15 protein-coding genes are annotated in these 21,546 nt (G+C 56.5%); 7 read left to right on the top strand and 8 right to left on the bottom strand.

Annotated features, from left to right (window positions below; translation table 11 throughout):
- Positions 1 to 10: 10 nt before the first annotated feature.
- The 6 genes from ynfE to lrp form a co-directional block, all read right to left on the bottom strand.
- A complete protein-coding gene (ynfE, locus tag ACSOSI_RS08945; RefSeq protein WP_476706924.1) occupies positions 11 to 2,464 on the bottom strand; it encodes a selenate/tellurate reductase subunit YnfE in 2,454 nt (817 codons plus the stop codon).
- Between the two features lie 270 nt (positions 2,465 to 2,734).
- Positions 2,735 to 4,027: a serine--tRNA ligase gene (gene serS, locus ACSOSI_RS08940; protein ID WP_476706923.1), complete on the bottom strand. Its 1,293-nt coding sequence runs from the start codon at positions 4,025 to 4,027 to the stop codon at positions 2,735 to 2,737.
- Positions 4,028 to 4,137: 110 nt separating this feature from the next.
- Positions 4,138 to 5,481: a replication-associated recombination protein A gene (locus ACSOSI_RS08935; protein ID WP_012006115.1), complete on the bottom strand. Its 1,344-nt coding sequence runs from the start codon at positions 5,479 to 5,481 to the stop codon at positions 4,138 to 4,140.
- A gap of 7 nt (positions 5,482 to 5,488) precedes the next feature.
- A complete protein-coding gene (lolA, locus tag ACSOSI_RS08930; RefSeq protein ID WP_037421903.1) occupies positions 5,489 to 6,100 on the bottom strand; it encodes an outer membrane lipoprotein periplasmic chaperone LolA in 612 nt (203 codons plus the stop codon).
- Between the two features lie 198 nt (positions 6,101 to 6,298).
- A complete protein-coding gene (locus tag ACSOSI_RS08925; protein ID WP_476706922.1) occupies positions 6,299 to 9,814 on the bottom strand; it encodes a DNA translocase FtsK 4TM domain-containing protein in 3,516 nt (1,171 codons plus the stop codon).
- A gap of 120 nt (positions 9,815 to 9,934) precedes the next feature.
- On the bottom strand, positions 9,935 to 10,429 hold the full coding sequence (lrp, locus tag ACSOSI_RS08920) for a leucine-responsive transcriptional regulator Lrp (RefSeq protein WP_004928318.1): 495 nt from the start codon (positions 10,427 to 10,429) through the stop codon (positions 9,935 to 9,937).
- 666 nt (positions 10,430 to 11,095) lie between these two features.
- Between lrp and trxB the strand changes: the two genes are divergently transcribed.
- The 7 genes from trxB (at position 11,096) to infA (ending at position 18,503) form a co-directional block, all read left to right on the top strand.
- Entirely contained in the window at positions 11,096 to 12,067 is a 972-nt protein-coding gene (gene trxB / locus ACSOSI_RS08915; RefSeq protein WP_017892256.1) for a thioredoxin-disulfide reductase, read from the top strand.
- Between the two features lie 77 nt (positions 12,068 to 12,144).
- The gene (locus ACSOSI_RS08910; protein ID WP_261408164.1) at positions 12,145 to 13,026 is read left to right on the top strand and encodes a LysR family transcriptional regulator; all 882 of its coding nucleotides are present in this window, start codon (positions 12,145 to 12,147) and stop codon (positions 13,024 to 13,026) included.
- 96 nt (positions 13,027 to 13,122) lie between these two features.
- Complete coding sequence (gene gstA, locus ACSOSI_RS08905; RefSeq protein WP_012006110.1) at positions 13,123 to 13,740, top strand: glutathione transferase GstA; 618 nt, start codon at positions 13,123 to 13,125, stop codon at positions 13,738 to 13,740.
- Between the two features lie 176 nt (positions 13,741 to 13,916).
- On the top strand, positions 13,917 to 15,683 hold the full coding sequence (gene cydD, locus ACSOSI_RS08900; protein ID WP_476706921.1) for a heme ABC transporter permease/ATP-binding protein CydD: 1,767 nt from the start codon (positions 13,917 to 13,919) through the stop codon (positions 15,681 to 15,683).
- Between the two features lie 2 nt (positions 15,684 to 15,685).
- A complete protein-coding gene (gene cydC, locus ACSOSI_RS08895; protein WP_012006108.1) occupies positions 15,686 to 17,422 on the top strand; it encodes a heme ABC transporter ATP-binding protein/permease CydC in 1,737 nt (578 codons plus the stop codon).
- Between the two features lie 30 nt (positions 17,423 to 17,452).
- Positions 17,453 to 18,178: a leucyl/phenylalanyl-tRNA--protein transferase gene (aat, locus tag ACSOSI_RS08890; RefSeq protein ID WP_012006107.1), complete on the top strand. Its 726-nt coding sequence runs from the start codon at positions 17,453 to 17,455 to the stop codon at positions 18,176 to 18,178.
- 106 nt (positions 18,179 to 18,284) lie between these two features.
- Positions 18,285 to 18,503, top strand: a complete 219-nt coding sequence (infA, locus tag ACSOSI_RS08885; RefSeq protein ID WP_002211347.1) for a translation initiation factor IF-1 — start codon at positions 18,285 to 18,287, stop codon at positions 18,501 to 18,503.
- Positions 18,504 to 18,709: 206 nt separating this feature from the next.
- Here infA and clpA read toward each other — a convergent pair whose 3' ends face one another.
- Both clpA and clpS read right to left on the bottom strand, forming a co-directional pair.
- Positions 18,710 to 20,989, bottom strand: coding sequence for an ATP-dependent Clp protease ATP-binding subunit ClpA (gene clpA, locus ACSOSI_RS08880; protein ID WP_012006106.1), 2,280 nt, complete (start codon positions 20,987 to 20,989; stop codon positions 18,710 to 18,712).
- Positions 20,990 to 21,016: 27 nt separating this feature from the next.
- Positions 21,017 to 21,337, bottom strand: coding sequence for an ATP-dependent Clp protease adapter ClpS (gene clpS, locus ACSOSI_RS08875; protein WP_004928347.1), 321 nt, complete (start codon positions 21,335 to 21,337; stop codon positions 21,017 to 21,019).
- Positions 21,338 to 21,546: the final 209 nt, after the last annotated feature.

Genomic DNA, 21,546 nt, shown 5'->3' with positions numbered 1-21,546 from the left:
TGGCTACCCCTTATACCTTTTCGATTTGGATCAGATTGGTATGCTGCGGATTCCCCTTGGCCAACGGCGAAGGCCGGTGGGTGGTCAGGGTATTCATGCAGGCACCGTGGTCGACCCGATCGCCACTCATATTGGCCTGATGCCAGGCTCCCTGCCCCATAGCGACCACACCCGGCATGATGCGCGGCGTCACCTTGGCTTCGACACGGACCTCACCACGCCCATTGAATACCCGCACCTGGTCGCCGGCGATGATGCCCCGAGAGTGAGCATCCAATGGATTGATCCACACCTCCTGGCGGCAAGCCGCCTGCAGAACATCGATATTGCCGTACGAGGAATGGGTGCGGGCCTTGTAGTGGAAACCAAACATTTGCAGCGGGTAGGTGTTACGCAGCGGATCGTCCCAACCTTCAAAGGTAGAGGCATAAACCGGTAACGGGCTTATGGTTTCGTCTTTCTCCAGTTGCCAGTCGTTGGCGATCTCGGCCAACCTGCTGGAATAGATCTCTATCTTGCCGGACGGTGTTTTTAATGGGTTCGCTTCGGGATCCTGACGGAAATTTTTGTAAGCCACGAAATGACCATTGGGATCTTTACGCTTGTAGATCCCCATGCTGCGCAACGCTTCATAACCCGGCAGCAGCGGATCCCGCGCCTGCATTTTGGCGTATAAATGCTGCAGCCACTGCGCCTGGGTACGCCCTTCGGTGAATTTCTGATGTACTTCTGGCCCTAAACGGCGCGCCACTTCACTCAGCACTTCATAAATGCCCTTACGTTCAAATTTGGCAGAGGTGGCGGGTTGAATAAAGATCAGATAACCCATGTTGCCGGCATAGTCATTGGGAATGATATCTTCCTGTTCAACCGTCATCAGATCCGGCAGCAGAATATCGGCATATTTCGCCGACGAGGTCATAAAGTTTTCCAGCACCACTATCATTTCGCACTGAGAATCGTCCTGCAAAATATCGTGGGTTTTATTGATGTCAGAGTGCTGATTGGTGATGGTGTTACCGGCATAGTTCCAGATGAACTTGATCGGCACATTCAGCTTATCCTGGCCACGCACCCCATCACGCCTGGCGGTCATCTCCGGGCCTCGTACAATGGCATCGGTCCAGCTAAAGCAGGAGATCTGCGCTTTGACCGGGTTGGTCAATACCGGCATACGCTCAATGGTAATGGTATAGGTTGATTCACGCGCGCCGCTGTTGCCGCCATTAATGCCGACATTGCCGGTCAGGATCGGCAGCATGGCGATGGCCCGCGAGGTCAGTTCACCATTGGCCTGCCGCTGTGGCCCCCAGCCCTGGCAGATATAGGCCGGTTTGGCGCTGCCGATTTCGCGCGCCAGTTTGATAATGCGCGCTGCCGGAATACCGGTAATTTTCGCCGCCCACTGCGGCGTTTTCTCCACGCCATCGTCACCCACCCCAAGAATGTAAGCTTTGTAGTGGCCATTTGTCGGGGCGTCGGCGGGTAAGGTTTTTTCGTCGTAGCCAACGCAATACCGATCCAGAAACGGCTGGTCGACCAAATTCTCGCTGATCAACACATGTGCCAGTCCGGCGACCAATGCCGCATCCGTGCCTGGGCGAATCGGGATCCATTCATCCTCACGCCCGGCGGCGGTATCGGTATAACGTGGGTCGATAACAATCATCCGCGCATTGGAACGTTCGCGCGCCTGCTCCAGATAATAGGTGATGCCGCCCCCGCTCATTCGCGTCTCGGCCGGGTTGTTACCAAACATCACCACCAGTTTGCTGTTTTCAATATCCGAAGTACTGTTGCCCAGATTGCTGCCATAGGTATAAGGCATGGCGCAGGCGATTTGCGCGGTGCTGTAAGTACCGTATTGGCTAAGGTAACCGCCATAGCAATTCATCAGACGGGCGACCAGCGAGGCATTTGGCGATGAGCGGGTAATATTGCCGCCGACAATACCTGAGGTGTAATTGATATATACCGCTTCGTTGCCGTACTGTTCGACGATACGCTTCAGATTGTTGGCGATGGCGTCATAAGCTTCGTCCCAACTGATACGTTTGAACTTACCCTCGCCGCGCTTACCGACGCGTTTCATGGGATAATTCAAGCGGTCAGGATGGTTCATGCGGCGACGAATAGAGCGGCCGCGTAAACAGGCTCGAACCTGATGGTCGCCGTATTCATCCAGACCGGTGTTATCGGTTTCGACCCAATACACTTCGTCGTCCCGCACGTGTAAACGCAAGGGGCAACGACTGCCACAGTTAACCGAACAGGCACCCCAGACCACTTTGTCCTGCGCGGCTTGCAGCACACTTTCGCTAATTGAAACCGCTAATGCGCGGCGACTAAATGGCAATGCTATGCCACCGACGGCCAGCGCCAGCCCGACGATACCGCTGGATTTTACCAACGTGCGACGACTGAATCCCCCAGACTCCTGACGGTTTGTTTTGTTTTCCGACATAACTCACTCCACGTTTTACCCTGGTATTGATAAACGTCATGCCCTTCACTCAAGGCGGCGAACAGAGGAGACAGATTCGGTGTCTGTTGATGAGCCTGAACAAAAACCCTCCTCTCTGAGTGGATATTACTCAGAAGTGGGTAGTGAACTTTGTCTGCTATCAATAAAGCGGGGGAAGTATCTGAAAGAAAAAAGGCTTTCGAGCAAAGGGGTAATAATTTTCTTATAAAAAAAGCGCCCGCAGGCGCTTTTCGTAACATAACTAACTCGTTAACCGATATATTCCAGGCCACCCATATATGGGCGTAATACTTCCGGAACCTCAATACGGCCATCAGCCTGCTGGTAGTTTTCCAGCACTGCTACCAGCGTACGACCTACTGCCAGACCAGAACCGTTCAGCGTATGCACCAGGCGCGGCTTCTTCTCGGTTTTGCTGCGGCAACGGGCCTGCATGCGGCGTGCCTGGTAATCCCACATGTTGGAGCAGGATGAGATCTCACGGTAAGTGTCCTGCGCCGGCAGCCACACTTCCAGATCGTAGGTCTTGCAAGAGCCTGCGCCCATGTCACCGGTACACAGCAACATTTTACGGTATGGCAGGTTCAGCAACTGCAGCACTTTCTCTGCATGACCGGTCAACTCTTCCAGCGTAGCCATCGAGTCTTCCGGACGGACGATCTGCACCATCTCAACTTTGTCGAACTGGTGCATGCGGATCAAACCACGGGTGTCACGGCCATAAGAACCGGCTTCGGCACGGAAACAAGGCGTATGCGCAGTCATCTTCAGCGGCAGAGATTCCTCTTCCAGGATCTCGTCGCGCACCAGGTTGGTCAATGGTACTTCTGCGGTTGGGATCAGTGCGTAGTTGCTGCTGTCGGATTCTTCTTCCAGCGGTTTGGTGTGGAACAAGTCTTCACCAAATTTCGGCAACTGGCCGGTACCGAACAGTGTGGCATGGTTAACCAGGTAAGGAACGTAAGTTTCCTGGTAGCCGTGTTGTTCGGTATGCAGATCCAGCATGAACTGGGACAACGCGCGGTGCATACGGGCAATTTGCCCTTTCATCACCACAAAGCGTGAACCGGTCAGTTTTACCGCAGCGGCAAAGTCCAGACCACCGGCCATTTCGCCCAGATCGACGTGATCGCGTACCGCGAAATCATACTGGCGCGGCTCGCCCCAGCGGCTGACTTCCAGGTTATCGCTGTCGTCTTTGCCGTCTGGTACTTCATCGTCAGGCAGGTTCGGGATCGCCAACGCATAGTCACGGATTTCAGCCTGCAGCTGATCCAGTGCGGCCTTGGCCGTGTCCAGCTTGTCACCCAGTTCGTTTACTTCGCGACGCAGCGGCTCAATGTCTTCCCCGCGCGCTTTAGCCGCGCCGATGGATTTCGATCGGGAGTTACGTTCTGCCTGCAGCGTTTCGGTTTCTACCTGCAGAACTTTGCGACGCTCTTCTTGAGAACGCAGCAGATCCAGATCGAGTTTAAAGCCTCGGCGAGCCAGTTTGACGGCGACTGCGTCTAGCTCATTACGCAGCAGATTGGGATCGAGCATGCTAATCCTGTGCTTATTGTTATTGAAAGAAAATTTGATGTTTTATTCGGCTGAATTTATAGCCGTATAAAGGAAGAGTGATACCCGCTAACCTTACCGCAACGGCAACGCTAGCGGTAGCGTTTTGTCTGGCTATTTTGATCCTGCTCAGCCAGCCATGCCAGCTTTTCACCAATTTTACCTTCCAGCCCGCGCGTGGTTGGATGATAGTAACGCGTCCTGGCCATTTCGGGTGGGAAGTAATCCTCGCCGGCGGCATAGGCATTGGGCTCATCGTGAGCGTAACGATATTCTGCACCCAGCCCCATTTCCTTCATCAGCTTGGTTGGCGCATTGCGCAGATGCTCGGGTACATCATAATCAGCCATCTCTTTGGCATCACGTATTGCCGCTTTGAAGGCCGTGTAAACCGCGTTGCTTTTTGGCGCGCAGGCCAAATAGACGATAGCCTGAGCAATCGCCCTTTCGCCTTCCGCCGGGCCGACGCGGGTAAAGCAGTCCCAGGCCGCGATGGCTACCTGCATGCCACGCGGATCGGCATTCCCCACATCTTCAGAAGCAATCGCCAGCAACCGGCGCGCCACATACAGTGGATCGCCCCCGGCGGTAATAATACGTGCATACCAGTACAACGCAGCATCCGGCGCTGAACCACGCACCGATTTATGCAGCGCCGAGATCAGATCGTAAAAGCGGTCGCCTTTATTATCGAAACGCGCACTGCGTTCGCCAGAGACCTCTTTCAGTAATTCCGGCGTCAACACGCGAATGCCTTTGGCGTTGATCTCCGCCATGTCCGCCATCATCTCCAGGCTGTTCAGCGCCCGACGAGCGTCGCCGCCAACCAGCTCCGACAACATGCGGCGCGTCTCTTCCGGCAGTTCGATATTCTGGCCGCCAAAGCCCCGGCTGCTGTCCTGCATCGCCTGATCCAGCACCTGGCTGATATCTTCGGCGGTCAGTGCCTTCAGCAAATAAACACGGGCCCGTGACAATAGCGCCGAGTTAAGCTCAAAAGACGGGTTTTCGGTGGTGGCGCCGATAAAGGTGATGGTGCCGTCTTCAATGTGCGGCAGGAAGGCATCCTGCTGGCTTTTGTTGAAGCGATGGACCTCATCGACAAACAGGATAGTGCGGCGACCGGCGTCACGGTTTTGGCGTGCACGCTCGATCGCCTCGCGGATCTCTTTGATCCCGGACGTGACGGCAGAAATACGCTCGACGTCCGCCTGACCATAACGACCGATCAATTCTGCCAGCGTCGTTTTCCCGGTGCCCGGTGGCCCCCACAGAATCATCGAGTGCAGTTGCCCCGCCTCGATTGCACGCGGCAAAGGCTTGCCGGCGGCCAGCAGATGTTGCTGGCCGATATACTGTGCCAGCGTGGTCGGCCGCATCCGCGCGGCCAACGGCTGGAATTCATTCTGGGAAAAATCGAGCGACATATTACTCACGCGGACCTCACTGGCGCTGGTCGTCCAGCGTCACCCCCTTCGGCGGGGTAAATTTAAATTTGCTGGCATCGGCAGCAACATTCTGCTGGCTTTTCAGCGTGTAAGAGCTGCGCTGACCGTCCTGCTCAACCGCGGCAAAACTGCGGATAGTGCCGCTGTTATCCACGCTGATGGCGAACTGTTTCAGGTTGCCGCTGCTGGATTTTGGCGTCAGCTCGAAATCATTACCCTTCTGTTTAACGTTGTACTGTTTCCAGTCATTGGCGTTATTGCGGGTGATCAGCATAAACGGCGTATTGCCGGTGGCATTTTTCAGCCAGGTGGCGGTCACCTGCTCAACAAAGGGGTTGTAGAACCACAGGGTCTGACCGTCTGATACCAGCACGCTCTCATCCGGCGAGGTCATGTGCCAGTTAAACAGGTTGGGACGTTTCACCCAAAGTTCACCTTCACCCTGCTGTACCGCAGCGCCATCGCTGCTGGTCACGGTCTGGGAGAAGCTGGCGTGGAAACTGTTCACTTTCGCCAGGCGACTTTGCAAATCCTGCGCGGCGTCGGCCAGCACGGAGGTGGAAGCGAATCCCGAAAGCAGACAACAGGCAACTAACAGTTTTTTCATTATTCCAGATACCTTATGAAATGCGTTAACCGCAAGGCGGTGCCGTGCGGGTCAAATGAACCCTAACACCTTCACTCTACCCGAAGCCATTCGCCGGCAGATAGGCCAATGTTCCGAGAAGCCGATGGGTTTACGCTTCTTTGCACAAGGGCCGCTAAGCGGCCCTTTTATGATTAAATAACAACGATTAAAACTTCATCAGTCATGCCGTGGCGGTGCCAGCACCTCGCGGTTGCCGTTGTGCCCCTGCTCGCTGACGATGCCCTGCGCTTCCATCTGTTCGATGATACGCGCGGCGCGGTTATAACCGATGCGGAACTGGCGCTGTACGCCGGAGATAGAGGCACGGCGCTTATCCACCACAAACTCCACCGCCTGATCAAACAGCGGATCCAGCTCTTCGTCACCGTCCAGACCGCCGCCAGTTCCACCCTCACCGTCGTCACCGGCGCTGAGGATACCCTCTTTATATTGAGGTCGCTCACGCGCTTTCCAATCCTTAACCACCGCATGCACTTCCTGATCGCGCACAAATGCACCATGCACACGGACCGGAATCGAGGAGTTAGGGGCCAGATACAGCATGTCACCCATCCCCAACAGGGATTCAGCGCCGCCCTGATCGAGGATAGTACGGGAGTCAATCTTGCTGGACACGGTAAAGGCGATACGGGTCGGGATGTTGGCCTTGATCAGGCCAGTGATCACATCCACCGACGGACGCTGGGTTGCCAGCACCAAGTGGATCCCCGCCGCACGCGCTTTCTGCGCCAGACGAGCGATCAATTCCTCAACCTTTTTACCGACCGTCATGATGAGATCGGCAAACTCGTCGACCATCACCACGATATAAGGCTCTTTCTCCAGTACCGGCGGCGTCATGTCCATGCTGTCGGTCGGTTTCCAGAACGGATCCGGGATCGGACGCCCCATGGCTTCCGCCTGATCGACGCGCTCGTTATAACCGGCCAAATTACGCACGCCCAGTGCAGACATCAGCTTGTAGCGACGCTCCATCTCGGCGACACACCAACGCAGGGCGTTAGCGGCGTCTTTCATGTCGGTTACCACATCCGTCAACAGGTGCGGAATGCCTTCATACACCGACAGTTCCAGCATTTTCGGGTCGATCATGATAAAGCGCACTTCTTTCGGCGTGGCCTTATACAAGATGCTCAGGATCATGGCATTGACCCCAACCGATTTACCGGAACCGGTGGTCCCCGCTACCAGCAAGTGTGGCATTTTCGCCAAATCGGCCACCACCGGCTCGCCGGAAATATCTTTACCCAGGACGATCGCCAATGGCGATGGATTATCGCGGAACGCCGGGCAGTCCAGCACTTCACGCAGATACACCGTCTGACGTTTGACGTTAGGCAGTTCCAACCCGACGTAAGGCTTGCCGGGGATCACTTCAACCACACGTACCGCCGAGGTTGACAGTGAACGCGCCAGGTCGCGCGACAGGTTGGAAATACGCGCAGCCTTGACGCCCGGAGCCAAATCCAGCTCGAAGCGGGTGATGACCGGGCCTGGCAAAATATCTACCACGTCGGCTTTCACCCGGTAATCGGCCAGGCTGGCTTCCACCAAACGCGCCTTTTGTTCCAACGCGAAGGAATCCACCGGCTCCACCTCTTTCGGGGCTTCGGTCAGCAAATCCAGCGTCGGCAACGGCGTGGTCGGTTTTTGCAACGGCATTTCGTTACGCATCAGGAACGGGTGGATCAGGCTGTCCATCGCCGGCTGCTGCACAGCGGCAGGCTCCGGTTGCGCCACAGGTTGCTGATAGGCAGGCTGATACGGCTGTACCGGCGGGGTCTGAGGCTGAGCCGGCGCGGCTGGCTCAAACTGACCGAACGGCACATCATCTTCACGCTCGCTTTGCAGCTCAATACGTTCTTCCATCTGCGGCGACAGGGTGAACAGTGGCTCAACCGGGCCATCATCAACCAAATCATCCATCGGTGAGAAGCCGAACGCATTGCGGGTATCTACCGGCGTAGTTGGCGCCACCGATGGCGCGGCGGCTGGCTGGCCATAGCGCTGGCTTTGCTGGTCGGCAAATGCCTGACGCAGCGCGGCCTCCTGCAGAGCAGCCTCATCATCCAGATTATCCGCCTCAGGCTCCCCGCCGTAACGCTGGCTTTGCTGCTCGGCAAACGCCTGGCGCAAGGCTGCTTCCTGCAGGGCTTCATCATCTTGATCTTGCGAAAGATTATCAGCCTGTTGCAATGGCTCGTCGTCCTCACGGGTGCGTTGTTCCTGTTCGGCCATACGCTGCGAAGGCAGCTTGATGCCGTAGGAAGCCAGTTCACGCCGGGTCGGAATGCGCACCGGGTTCGGGCGCGGCAATTCAGGGCCGAGGCCTTGTTTCACCTGCGAGTTCGCGTCACTGGTGGCGGTAAAGGCCGGCATAAAGGTATTGGCGGCAACGGCACCGGCAATTGCCGTCGCTGCGGCGGGCGCCTGAGGTTTCGCGCTGCCAAACGGTGAAACGGCAGGCTCGGCGGCACTGAAACCGGCCGGAGCACTGACATCAACATGATCACGTTGTGCGGCAGAGAAATCAAATGGAGAGCGGTCGTGCGACGGCGATACGGCCGGAGCATCCCAATTCCCCATACGAGGCTCATCGTCATCCCGGTAAGGGTCGACCGGGCGCGTCGTCTTCGGCGTTGGTGTCTCTTCAGGGATTTCAAACGAGTACAGCGGCGGCGCGGTGTTTTCCGCTACCGCGCTCATCGGATGCTGGTTCACCGAGGCCGGAGCCACCGGTGCCGCAGTAACCGACGGTGCCTGAGCGACAACAGGTGCCGCTGTGGCAGGTGCGCTGGCTGGCGCTGGCGCAACCGGTACGATATCCGCATCTTCGTCATCATGAGCCCGCAGGCCGCTGAGCAACGGATCTTCGGCATCTTCCGCCGCCATTTTCGCGGTTTCCGTGACCGAAGGCGCTGAGAACAATACGTCATCTTCCGCTGCATTGGCCGCCGTCGCTGTGGTAGCCGCAGCAAGCGCGGCTTCCTTGTCTGCAGATTCGGGTTGCTCTTCGACGTAACGGTCGTCATCGTCGTGATAACGGTCTTCACGGCGTGAACGGTTGGTCATAAAGGTCGCCGTCCCCAGCACCACGCCGCCGATACGCTCGGCGATCACCAGCCAGGACCAGCCGGTAAACAGTGTCAGCCCCGCAGCCCAAACGCACAGCAGCCCCAGGGTGGCACCAATGCCGTTGAACCAAGGTAACATGGCGTTGCTCAGCAAACTGCCGATCACACCGCCGGAGGCGAAGTAATAGAGATCGTCGACATTCAATGCCGCCAGGCCACACGAAGTGAGCACCAGCGCCAACGTGCCGATCAGGCGCAGTGAAAGCGCAAAATAATCGATGTATTCGCCGCCGCTGCGCTGACGATAAGCCACCCAGCACAACACCAGCATGATCGGCGGTATCGCATAGGCGAGTACCCCGAAGGTGAAGAACAATGTGTCGGCCATCCAGGCCCCGACGCCACCGCCCAGGTTATGAATTGGCTCATGCCACGCGGTCTGCGACCAGCTTGGGTCAGATGGATTAAAACTGACCAAGGCAGCCATGAGGTAAATGGCAAAAATGGCTACCACAATCAACACAGCTTCGAGCAAACGGCGGCCGCTGCTGAGTTTTCTCAAGGTAACTTCTTTATCTTCTGTATATTCCTGGCTCAAGAAAGGCTCTCCAGGTTCCTGTTAGCTGACATAGCAACAGCGCCGAGAAGCTTCCCCGGCGCCGAAACTGTATGAATAAACAGGAGTGTAACCAATTTAATCAGGTTTTGCACCTGCACCCTACCGTGTTTTGATAACCAGACGGTTACTCTGTTTCACTTCTTCCATTACCACGTACGTACGGGTGTCGTTAACCCCCGGCAGACGCAGCAAGGTTTCACCGAGCAACTTACGGTAAGCCGACATATCCGGCACGCGGGTTTTCAACAGATAGTCGAAATCACCGGACACCAGATGACACTCCTGAATTTCTTCAAGTTTCTGTACTGCCGAGTTGAATTGCTCAAACACATCCGGCGCACCGCGGTTCAACGTGATTTCTACGAAGACCAGCAGGGACGCATCCAGATAATGCGGGTTGAGCAAAGCGGTATAACCATGAATAAAACCCTGGCGCTCGAGGCGGCGCACACGTTCTAAACATGGGGTTGGGGATAACCCCACGCGCTTGGAAAGCTCAACGTTCGAAATACGCCCATCCTTCTGCAATTCGTTCAGGATGTTGCGGTCGATACGGTCGAGATCTTTACCCGGGCGTTTCTTATTGTCTGCCATTATTATTGTCTCTCTTATTTTCTTCCCTGCACTTGCCACACCCCAACCAACGTCAATGTGTAAGGGTTCGTTCCAAGCGAAGACCCAATGCCTGTCATATGCTTCACTACCATCATCACCCCTTGTGCAGCCTGTCTGTCAACTCTGCACCGGGTTTTTAAATGACGTTATCGCAAGAAGAATTACCCCCGCTTGCACGGTGTCCCCTCACCTGCCACACGAAGTTTCAGCAACGGCGCAAAATTCCGCACCAACGCTGTAAATACGTACGATTTACTGTAGGGACAGGGATAATTTCTTCTTCCTATGATGTTTTCGCAAATGCGCAGCGGATTGTCAAAGTAAAAGAAGCAAAATCAGAAGAACGTACCGTCATGAAAAGTTAGCACCCCGTTTTTAGTTATGAATCGCTGGCTTGAAAAGCCCGCAGTCAAGGCCCCCCAAGCCGCTAATGGGCTGTTTCCAGTCAATGGCGCAGGGAGCAGCGCTGAGTGGCTTCCATAAGTTAAATTGCTGCATTTTACGCTCGCTTTAGCAGCAATTTAATAATTAATAGGGAAAGGCTATCAAACAAATCGTTAACAACATCCCCTGACGCTTTTTTTAATGCTGCGTTTTCCCTACAATCGGATCCATTGTCCGCCATTGTGGGAAAAGAGGGTATTCATGGGCACGGCTAAACACAGCAAATTATTGATCCTGGGCTCCGGCCCGGCGGGTTATACCGCCGCAGTTTACGCAGCGCGCGCCAACCTGAGCCCGGTATTGATTACCGGTATGGAGCAAGGGGGTCAGTTGACCACCACCACCGAAGTGGAAAACTGGCCGGGTGATGCCGAAGGCCTGACCGGCCCGGCGTTGATGGAGCGTATGCGCGAGCATGCTGAAAAATTCCAGACAGAGATTGTGTTTGACCACATCAACAGCGTTGACCTGCAGAACCGTCCGTTCCGCCTGTTTGGTGACAGCGGCGAATACACCTGTGATGCACTGATTATCGCCACTGGCGCATCGGCCCGTTACCTTGGCCTGCCTAGCGAAGAAGCTTTCAAAGGCAAGGGCGTGTCTGCCTGTGCCACCTGTGACGGTTTCTTCTACCGTAATCAGAAAGTCGCGGTGGTCGGTGGTGGCAACACTGCCGTGGAAGAAGCGCTGTATTTGTCCAACATCGCGGCCGAAGTTCACCTGATTCACCGCCGTGACAGCTTCCGTTCAGAAAAGATCCTGATCAACCGGCTGATGGAGAAAGTGAAAAACGGCAACATCGTGCTGCACACCGACCATACTCTGGACGAAGTGCTGGGCGATCAAATGGGCGTTACCGGCGTACGTATCCGTAGCACCAAAGCGGAAGACCAAACGCAGGAACTTGAACTGGCCGGCGTGTTTATCGCCATCGGCCACAGCCCGAACACCAGCATTTTCGGTGGTCAGCTGGAGCTGGAAAACGGCTACATCAAGGTGCAGTCCGGTATTCACGGTAATGCCACCCAGACCACCATTCCAGGCGTGTTCGCCGCCGGCGACGTGATGGACCACATCTACCGCCAGGCGATCACCTCTGCCGGGACCGGTTGTATGGCAGCGCTGGACGCTGAGCGTTATCTGGACGGCATTGCCGGCGCAGAAGTGCTGTAACCACACACTGTCATTTTGAAAAGCGGCTATCACAGCCGCTTTTTTTGTTCCTGTAAGTTAAGTCGGACGGTGATTCGATGCACAATCTTCTCCATTGGCGTTTATTGGTTGCGGTAGCCGACAGCGGTAAAATCACCCAGGCGGCAAGCCAATGCGGCATGACCCAATCCGCCGCCAGTCAGGCCATCGCTCAGTTGGAAGATGCGCTGAATACCTTGCTGTTGGTTCGCCTGCCGCACAGCGTTGCGCTTACCCAGAGTGGTGAACAAATTGTCGTTCACGCCCGCGCCATGCTGGCCGAGCTGGAGGCAATCCAACACTACGCGCAGCGGGCACAAAGCGCGCACGCCGGAAAGATTCGCCTGGCCAGTTTCCCCTCCGCATTCTCCCTGTTACTGCCGCCGTTATTACGTAAATTCCGCCGTCGCTATCCTGCGATTGAACTGGTTCAATTGGAAGGTACCGACCAGGAAGTGGAAAACTGGTTGGCACTGGAAACCGCCGACGTCGGTGTGGTGTTGAACCCAAATAGAGAACGGCAAAGCTACCCATTGGGGCAAGACCTGTGGCTGGCCGTGACCGCCAGTCATCATCCACTGGCCAGGGGGCGGCAACCGGTGGAGTTCAGCACACTGGCCAAACAGCCGTTTGTGCTGGCTACCGGCGGCTGCAATCTCAATGCGCAACTGTTGGCACAGCAGGCCGGGTTGGTATTAACCGATGTACGTATCACCGTCAGTGACTGGAACACCGCCCTGACGCTGGTTCGGGAAGACGCCGGTGTATCGTTGATGCCAGCCTCGGTGATACCGACCGATCTCTCAGGTATTTGCGCGTTGCCTTTGGCTACGCCGCTTTATCGTCATTTTGGCCTGGTCTGTTCGTTTGGCAGCGCGGCTTCAGCGCCGGTACAGACCCTGCTGCAGTATCTACAGCAGCACCTGCCCGTCAGTAGCTGAGCTGATAACAGGTTTCTGATATTTTAATTATTCAGTGGGCAGCGCCGACGGCATTCTGACGTTCAAGCAATTTCGCTTCTTAGCGCAGGAACTGCCATGAAACTCTACTTTGCACCCGACACCTGTTCGCTCTCCCCACACATTGTTTTACGCGAGCTGGGATTGCCGTTCGAACTGATCAGAGTCAATAACCGCACCAAACGCAGCGCCGACGGCCGGGACTTTTTTCAGGTGAATCCCAAAGGCTACGTCGCCGCCCTGATGCTGGATGACGGGCGGGTGATTACCGAAGGTGCTGCCATCGTGCAATATTTGGCAGATCTGCGCCCCGACGCCGCACTGGCCCCACCTGGCGAGTCTTTCGAACGGGTGCGTTTACAGGAATGGCTGAACTTCATTACCAGCGAGATCCACTCGGGTTCCAGTCCGTTGTTCAACTCGGCACTGCCGGAAGCAACCAAAACGCTGTTTCGCGACAAACTGCGTCGCCGCCTCGATTACCTTGCCCAGGCGCTGAACGAACAACCTTTCCTGCTGGGTGAATGTTTTAGCGTAGCGGATGCCTATTTATTTACCGTGCTGCGTTGGATGTCCCAGTTTTCCATCGAACTAAAAGACTGGCCATCGTTAACCCGTTATATGGCGTTGATCGCCCGCCGCGAATCCGTACAAACCGCCCTGGCCGCGGAAGCTGCAAGTCAGGAGGTGGAATAACCCGGGAGCCGCCGTCTGTTATACCGCTATTTGACCGCTTTATTATTTTCAGTCTGCCGGGTGAAGAGGTAACATTGGCCTTCACTTGTTCGCTTCAGGTTGGGGCAAACACTTTTTTTAACAGTACGTTAACCTTACCTGTCACCACAGGCACCGGCGACGCAGACTAAAAACTGATGAAAAAAACCAGACAGCAACAGTTAACCCGTTGGCTCAAAACTCAGAGCACCCTGGCGCAGCGTTGGTTGCGCCTTTCCATGTTATTGGGGCTGATAAGCGGCATTTTGATTGTCGCACAGGCATGGCTGTTGGCCGCCCTGCTCCACGCCCTGATTATCGAACACGCCCCGCGTGAACAACTGCTCCCCTGGTTTATCTGGCTGGCTGCCACCTTCGCACTGCGAGCGGTGCTGAGTTGGCTGCGCGAACGCGTCGGTTTTATCTGCGGGCAGGTGATCCGCCAGCGTATGCGCCAACAGGTGTTGGATAAACTGCAACAGCTCGGCCCGGCCTGGATCCAGGGCAAGCCGGCCGGCAGTTGGGCCAGCATCATCGTCGAACAAATCGAAGATATGCAGGATTACTACTCCCGCTATCTGCCGCAGATGTATCTGGCGGTGTTTATCCCGGTGCTGATCCTGATTACCGTCTTCCCGATAAACTGGGCTGCCGGTCTGATCCTGTTGACCACCGCCCCGCTGATCCCGATGTTTATGGCGCTGGTCGGTATGGGTGCCGCCGATGCCAACCGTCGTAACTTTGTAGCGTTGGCACGGCTGAGCGGTAATTTCCTCGACCGCCTGCGCGGACTGGATACGCTGCGCCTGTTCAACCGGGCTGAAGCAGAAACCGCGCAGATCGCCAAATCGTCCGAAGACTTCCGCAGCCGCACCATGGAAGTGCTGCGGTTGGCGTTTCTATCATCGGCCGTATTGGAGTTCTTTGCCTCTATCTCCATCGCCGTGGTGGCGGTCTATTTTGGTTTCTCTTTCCTTGGCGAACTTAATTTTGGCAGCTACGGCACCGGCGTTACGCTATTCGCCGGTTTTCTGGTGCTGATCCTGGCGCCGGAGTTCTTCCAGCCACTGCGTGACCTGGGGGCCTTCTACCACGCCAAGGCACAGGCGGTGGGCGCAGCTGAAGCGCTGGAAACCTTCCTCAGCGCCGAAGGCGAGCAAATGGGCAACGGCACGCAAACGCTGGTTACCGATGCGCCACTGGAACTACAGGCTCAGGATTTGGAGATCCTGTCACCGAATGGCGTGCTGCTGGCCGGGCCGCTAAGCTTCACCCTGCCCGCGAACCAGCGTATTGCCCTGGTCGGGTTAAGCGGTGCCGGTAAAAGCTCGCTGCTGAATCTGCTGCTCGGCTTTCTGCCCTATCGCGGTTCATTAACCGTCAATGGGACCGAACTGCGCGAATTGGCGGCCGAAGGCTGGCGTCAGCAGCTTGGCTGGGTAGGTCAGAACCCGCACCTGCCGGCTCAGACGCTGCGGGCCAATATTCTGCTGGGGAACCCGCAGGCCAGCGAAGATCAGTTGCAACAGGCGGTGGAGCAAGCCTACGTCGGTGAGATCCTGCCGCATCTGCCGCAGGGATTAGAGACTGAGGTGGGCGATAACGCCGCACGACTGTCCGTCGGCCAGGCTCAGCGCGTGGCTGTAGCCCGGGCGCTGATCAGTCCGCGTCGTTTGCTGCTGCTGGATGAACCGGCCGCCAGTCTTGACGCCCACAGTGAACGGCGGGTGATGCAGGCGCTGAATGTCGCCTCGCACCAGCAAACCACCCTGCTGGTCACCCACCAGTTGGAAGATACCGAAGATTACGACCAGATTTGGGTGATGGAAGGTGGGCAGATCGTTCAGCAAGGCGATTACGCCACGCTGAGTGCTCAACCGGGCCTGTTTGCCAATCTGATCGCACACCGCAGTGGGGATCTCTAATCATGCGCGTTTTGCTGCCGTTTCTGGCGCTATACCGTCGTCACAGCCTGCTGATTTGTTTAGGCATCGTGCTGGCCATCGTCACGCTGCTGGCCAGCATCGGCCTGCTGGCGCTGTCCGGCTGGTTCCTCGCCGCCTCTGCCCTCGCCGGGCTGGCGGGTCTGTTTACCTTCAACTACATGCTGCCTGCTGCCGGTGTGCGGGGTGCCGCCATTTTCCGCACCGCCGGGCGCTACGCCGAACGCGTGGTCAGCCACGATGCCACTTTCCGCGTGCTGTCCCATCTGCGGGTATTTACCTTTAAAAAGATCCTGCCGCTGTCGCCGGGCGGCATTGCTCGCTTCCGCCAGGCCGATCTGCTTAACCGCCTGGTGGCGGATGTCGATACGCTGGATCATTTGTATCTGCGGGTGATCTCGCCGCTGGTCAGCGCCGCCGCGGTGATTGTGGTGGTGACCTATGGCCTGAGCTGGCTGGACACCACGCTGGCCCTGACGCTGGGCGGCATTCTGCTGTTGTTACTGCTGTTGGTGCCACCGGTGTTTTATCGTGCAGGTAAGCCGATTGGCGGTCAGTTGACCGCACTGCGCGGTCAGTACCGTACCGATTTGACCGCCTGGCTGCAGGGCCAGGCCGAGCTGGTGGTGTTCGGTGCCGTTGAAAGCTTCCGTACCCGTCTGGATGCCACCGAGCAGCGCTGGCAGCGCCGTCAATGGCAACAGGCTTCTCTGGGTGGCATGGCACAGGCGCTGATGATTTTGGCCAGTGGCCTGACGGTCACTTTGATGCTGTGGCTCACCGCGGCCGGAATCGGCGGCGACAGCCAACCCGGTGCGCTGATTGCGCTGTTCGTGTTTGCCGCGCTGGCCTCGTTTGAAGCGCTGATGCCGGTGGCCGGTGCTTTCCAGCATCTGGGTCAGGTGATCGCTTCCGCCACGCGGGTGAAGCAGGTCATCGACCGACAGCCGGAAGTGACCTTCCCGGCCCATGGCCCGGCGACCGAGAACCTTGCCACACTGAGCCTGCAGCAACTCACTTTCACTTACCCCGACCAGCCGCTGCCGGTATTGCAGGATGTCTCGCTGGAGATTGCCGCCGGTGAACACATTGCGTTGCTCGGGCGTACCGGCTGTGGCAAATCGACCCTGCTGCAGTTGCTAACCCGCGCCTGGAACGCCGACAGCGGCCAGGTGCTGCTCAATGGCCAGCCACTGAGTGCTTACGATGAAACCACGCTGCGCCAGATGACTACCGTGGTCAGCCAGCGGGTGCATATTTTCAGCGATACGCTGCGCGAAAACCTGCGCATCGCCGCGCCTGCAGCGACCGATGAACAATTGCGCGAAGTATTGCAGCAGGTCGGCCTGGACAAGCTGCTGGACAACGAAGGGCTGAACGCCTGGCTGGGAGATGGCGGTCGCCAGCTTTCCGGCGGTGAGCAGCGCCGTCTGGGCATTGCCCGTGCGTTGTTGCATCAGGCGCCGTTGTTGTTGCTCGATGAACCGACCGAAGGCCTGGACGCAGAAACCGAACAGCAGATCCTGGCGCTGCTGCGCCGGCACTGCCGGGGTAAAACGCTGATCCTGGTGACCCACCGTCTGTATGGGCTGGAGCACATGGACCGTATCTGCGTGATGGACGGCGGCCAGATTGTCGAGCAAGGCGATCATCTCACCCTGATGCGTCAACAGGGGCGTTATGCCCGGTTCCGCCAACGCATCAGTGGCATACCGCTGTAAAATGGCCTGTAGAGGACGCTGAGACCTTTTATGCGCATAGTTAAGCTGTCACCGCATTCACTGGCGTTCCCCTCTCCTGAGGGCGCGCTGCGCGATCCTAACGGTCTGCTGGCGATTGGCGGTGATTTGACCGCGCCGCGCTTGCTGGCCGCCTATGAACGCGGCATTTTCCCCTGGTTTTCACCGGGGGAAGCCATTCTGTGGTGGTCGCCGGACCCACGCGCGGTGCTGTTCCCAGCCGAGCGCCATATCAGCCGCAGTCTGAAACGCTTTCTGCGCAGTAACCCCTTTCGCGTGACGCTGAATCACGACTTTGCAGCGGTGATCGCCGCCTGCGCCGATCGACCGGAAGAAGGCACCTGGATTGGCCCGGAAGTACAGCGCGCTTATTTGCATCTGCACCGCCTTGGCTTCGCCCATTCAATCGAGGTGTGGCAGGGCGACGAACTGGTCGGCGGCATGTACGGCGTGGCTCAGGGTGCGCTGTTTTGCGGCGAATCCATGTTTAGCCGTACCACCAACGCTTCCAAGTGCGCCCTGATGACTTTTTGCCGCCATTTTGCCGCTTATGGCGGAGAATTGATTGACTGTCAGGTGCTTAACGCTCACACTGCCACGCTGGGAGCGAAAGAGATCCCCCGAAGACAATTTTTGCAGCAGCTCAGCCAACTTCAGCGCAAGCCATTAGCGCCAGAATGCTGGGCACCGCAAGTGTTACCCCCACAGCAGGTTGAACCACCCTCCCCAACAAACTAATTTTGCGGAAACGGTGCAATGTTCACCGACACTTCTTTACATAATGTGGGTTTTTCGGCATTATCTTGCCGGTTAAAAACTAAGGTAGTTAGACCTAGAGGATTCGATGGCCAAAGAAGACAATATTGAAATGCAGGGCACCGTTCTTGATACGCTGCCGAACACCATGTTCCGCGTTGAGTTAGAAAACGGGCACGTGGTAACCGCACATATCTCCGGTAAAATGCGCAAGAACTACATCCGCATCCTGACGGGCGACAAAGTCACTGTAGAGCTGACCCCGTACGACCTGAGCAAAGGCCGCATTGTCTTCCGTAGCCGTTAATCGGCTCACTCGTCGCCAGCCGATGGCGGCACCGAGGATGTAATGCCTCCGGAGCCCTTTCCGTTTACCCCCGTAGCAACGTTCAACATCGAGTTGCAGGTGCGCAGGTAAACTGAGAGGGCTCAATCATTTCTGTTGTGGTGATGATTTTCACCCATAAAAAAAGCGATGCCGAAGCATCGCTTTTTCTTTATCTGACCCCAGACTTAGTGCACCGCGCCTTCGTCCGCCTTGCGCATTGACGCGCTGATAAATTGATATGTCAGTTTCTGGTTTTCCTTGTCCAACTCGACCTTCACCGAGCCGCCGTCCACCAGCGAGCCGAACAGCAGTTCGTTAGCCAACGGTTTCTTCAGGTTTTCCTGCATCACACGCGCCATTGGACGAGCGCCCATCGCACGGTCATAGCCTTTCACTGACAGCCAGTCACGCGCTTCGTCACTCACTTCCAGCGACACGCCCTTCGCATCCAGCTGCGCCTGCAGTTCGACGATAAACTTATCGACAACCTGCTGGATCACCTCGGTCGACAGATGGTTGAACCAAAGAATATTGTCCAGACGGTTACGGAATTCCGGCGTGAACACTTTTTTGATCTCTTCCATCGCGTCGGTGCTGTTGTCCTGCTGAACCAGGCCGATCGATTTACGTTCTGTCTCGCGCACCCCGGCGTTGGTGGTCATCACCAGGATCACGTTGCGGAAGTCCGCCTTACGGCCGTTGTTGTCGGTCAGGGTCCCGTTGTCCATCACCTGCAGCAGCAGGTTGAACACGTCCGGATGCGCCTTCTCGATTTCATCGAGCAGCACGACCGAGTGCGGATGCTTGAGCACCGCGTCGGTCAGCAGACCGCCCTGGTCGTAACCGACATAGCCCGGAGGCGCGCCAATCAGACGGCTAACGGTATGACGTTCCATATACTCGGACATGTCAAAGCGCAGCAGTTTGATATCCATCGCCTTCGCCAGCTGTACCGTAACCTCGGTTTTCCCGACCCCGGTTGGCCCGGCAAACAGGAAGGAACCGACAGGCTTGCGATCGTGGCCCAGACCCGCACGGCTCATCTTGATTGCCTCGGTCAGCGCTTCAATCGCCTGATCCTGGCCAAATACCAGCATTTTCAGGCGGTCGCCCAGGCTTCTCAACACATCGCGATCGCTCGCCGACACGGTTTTTTCCGGGATACGTGCGATACGCGCCACCACCGACTCAATGTCAGAAACGTTAACGGTTTTCTTGCGCTTGCTGACCGGCATCAACCGGCTGCGAGCCCCCGCCTCGTCGATCACGTCGATAGCCTTGTCCGGCAGATGACGGTCGTTGATGTATTTCACCGACAGCTCAACCGCGGCACGCACCGCTTTCGCGGTATAACGCACATCGTGGTGCGCTTCGTACTTGGTTTTCAGGCCGTTGATGATCTGAATGGTCTCTTCCGGCGTCGGCTCGATAATGTCGATTTTCTGGAAGCGACGGGCCAAGGCGCGATCTTTTTCAAAGATGTTGCTGAATTCCTGATAGGTGGTCGAACCTATGACCCGGATCTTGCCGCTGGAAAGCAGCGGTTTGATCAGGTTGGCGGCATCTACCTGCCCACCGGAAGCCGCTCCGGCACCGATGATGGTGTGGATCTCATCGATAAACAGGATGCTGTTCTTGTCCTGCTCCAACTGTTTCAGCAGGGCCTTGAAGCGTTTCTCGAAATCGCCACGGTATTTGGTACCGGCCAGCAACGATCCTATATCCAGCGAATACAGCGTACAGTCCGCCATCACTTCCGGGACGTCGCCCTGCACGATGCGCCAGGCCAGCCCTTCGGCAATCGCGGTTTTACCCACGCCGGACTCACCCACCAACAGCGGGTTATTCTTGCGGCGACGGCACAACACCTGAATGGCACGCTCCAGCTCAGGACCACGGCCAATCAAGGGATCGATACCGCCCACCCGGGCCAGTTGGTTGAGGTTGGTGGTGAAGTTTTCCATACGGTCTTCCCCTCCGGACTGCTCTTCATTCACCGGGTTTTCCGCATTCGGCGCTTGGCCCGGCTCGTCTTTACGTGTGCCATGTGAAATGAAGTTCACTACGTCAAGACGACTGACGTCGTGTTTGCGCAGCAGGTAAGCCGCCTGCGACTCCTGCTCGCTGAAAATTGCCACCAGCACGTTGGCGCCGCTGACTTCGCTGCGGCCGGAAGATTGGACATGGAATACCGCACGCTGCAGTACGCGCTGGAAGCTGAGCGTCGGCTGAGTGTCGCGCTCTTCTTCGCTGGCGGGCAGCGTCGGCGTGGTTTGTTCGATAAAGGCTTCGAGTTCCTGGCGTAATGCGGCCAGGTCCACCGTACATGCCTCAAGCGCTTCCCGCGCGGCAGGGTTGCTGAGTAACGCCAGCAACAGGTGCTCCACGGTCATAAACTCGTGTCTGTGCTCACGCGCTCTGGCGAAAGCCATGTTGAGACTGAGTTCCAGTTCTTGATTGAGCATAAGCACCTCCCCAATAGATTGCCTTATTCAGGCTTTTTCCAGCGTACAAAGCAACGGATGCTCGTTCTCCCTGGCATAACGGTTCACATGCACGACTTTGGTTTCCGCCACCTCGGCGGTAAAAACACCGCAGATCGCCTTGCCTTGATAGTGGACCGTGAGCATCAGTTGCGTTGCGCGTTCAATATCATAAGAAAAGAACTTTTGCAGAACGTCAATCACAAATTCCATCGGTGTGTAATCGTCGTTGTTAAGTATAACTTTATACATAGACGGCGGTTTTACCGCATCGATTTGTTTTTCTTCGGCTAAGTGTTCAAAATTTAGCCAATCGTTGTTATTGCCCATCGCTGCTCATCTTCTCTGCTCTGTCCTTTTATATGGGGACAGGTTCCGGTTATTCAAAGTGGGGTATCCATACTATTTTATCATCTTCGCCAGCATCCCGCCGCACTGGAACGTGCGCAAATATCTCTGACGAATTGTTACCAAACAATGTCAATAGCGTTACCTGCTTCAAACTTTGATGAACTGCTCGCTGCCGACAAAAGCCGATC

This window comes from Serratia sp. AR11, assembly GCF_056376275.1.
Note: the sequence above shows the minus strand (reverse complement) of the source record. Positions and strands in the feature narration are given on the sequence as shown.